This window comes from Clostridium gasigenes, assembly GCF_900104115.1.
Lineage (GTDB): Bacteria > Bacillota > Clostridia > Clostridiales > Clostridiaceae > Clostridium > Clostridium gasigenes.
The window spans coordinates 1-1455 of record NZ_FNJM01000042.1; the positions used below are offsets into that span (position 1 = coordinate 1).

Below are 1455 nucleotides of genomic sequence, written 5' to 3' on the forward strand. Positions count from 1 at the left end.
TGTTTTTCTTAGTTCGTCATTTGCGACTTCTTTATCTTATCACTGCTTCTAAACTCTGTCAACAACTATTTTTTATGTTGTTTTTTCTTTGTTTGTCTCTTGCGACGTGTTTTATCTTAACACCTTTTCTCTATTTATTATTTCCATCAATTCTTTATTTGTACACAATTATGATAAATATTCTAACTTATTCTTTATTTTCTTCTGATTTACTACTATTGATATCCTAGGCACCGTTTGTGCCTATTTATATACCTATTTTATAAATTCTATTGTGTTTTATATTTACTTTACTTAGAATTTAAATAAATATCTCAATTAAATATCAATTATTATTATTAAAATACTTCTTATTTATTTTACATAAATGATAATTTCCACCTCTACTACAGATTAATTATACTTTAAATAATATATATGATTTTACTTGTCTATATCTATTATTAAAATTTTTAACTACTTCAGACTACATTTACCCATATATCACTAATGGTTATCCCCTGTAATCATAGATACAAAAATATAATCATAATACTTTATATTATATATATTAATCTATCTTATTAAAGAGAAAATATACTTCATACTATATTTACTAAATTAATTTTCAAAAACTTTCTGCTAGTATTAATATTTTACCTCGCCCTAAAAAGCTTTTAGTTCTCATACTCTTAATACCCACTTATATATTTAACTCCATTTAAATACACATTTGACTTTATCATCAACCCTAATTATACAACATATATCTTTACCTTAAATTTCATTGTAAATTTTTATCTGAATATGCTAAACTACCAATTTTATTCATTACCTCAGTAAATTCTCTCTTTAATTCATCCTTATTTCCTATATTCTCACCTGAACCAAACTCCTTATCTCGAATTTCACATAAAATATAATCTCTACTCTCTTTTCTTAATATATCTATGTATCAAAACTTACCTACTTGAAAAGTGCCCCTTTTAAATTTTAAGCTTAATCTAAAGCTTAATTATTTATATTTTTCAGTTCTAATATATAATTTTTATTAGCAGCAGTTTTCACCTCCCTATTACATTTTCATTGATATCTATTTTTATCTATTACCTTCTTCCTTTTTATATGATCAATCTTATTGTAAATTTGCCATTCATCTTACTTTACCTCTAATTTTATATCCAATATATTAATTACGTTAGATTTAAATAATTTTTTATCTATATTTATTTATTTATAATTCTATATTATCTAATTAATTTAATCATTTTTACTCATTTAAAATCGCTATTGAACTATTTGAAAATAAAAAAGAACCCTATTAGATTAGAGTTCTTATTTATAATAACTTTGGACGCAAAAAAAGAGTCTAATTAGACTCTTTTTTATTAACCTGGCGACGTCCTACTCTCCCACACAGCTGCCCGTGCAGTACCATTAGCGCTGTAGAGCTTAACTTTCCTGTTCGGAATGGAA

At 24.3% G+C, this 1455-nt stretch carries 1 rRNA gene; it reads right to left on the reverse strand.

Going from position 1 to position 1455, the window contains the following annotated elements:
• Positions 1 to 1370: 1370 nt before the first annotated feature.
• A 5S ribosomal RNA gene (rrf, locus tag BLS77_RS20840) occupies positions 1371 to 1455 on the reverse strand; the annotation flags it as partial.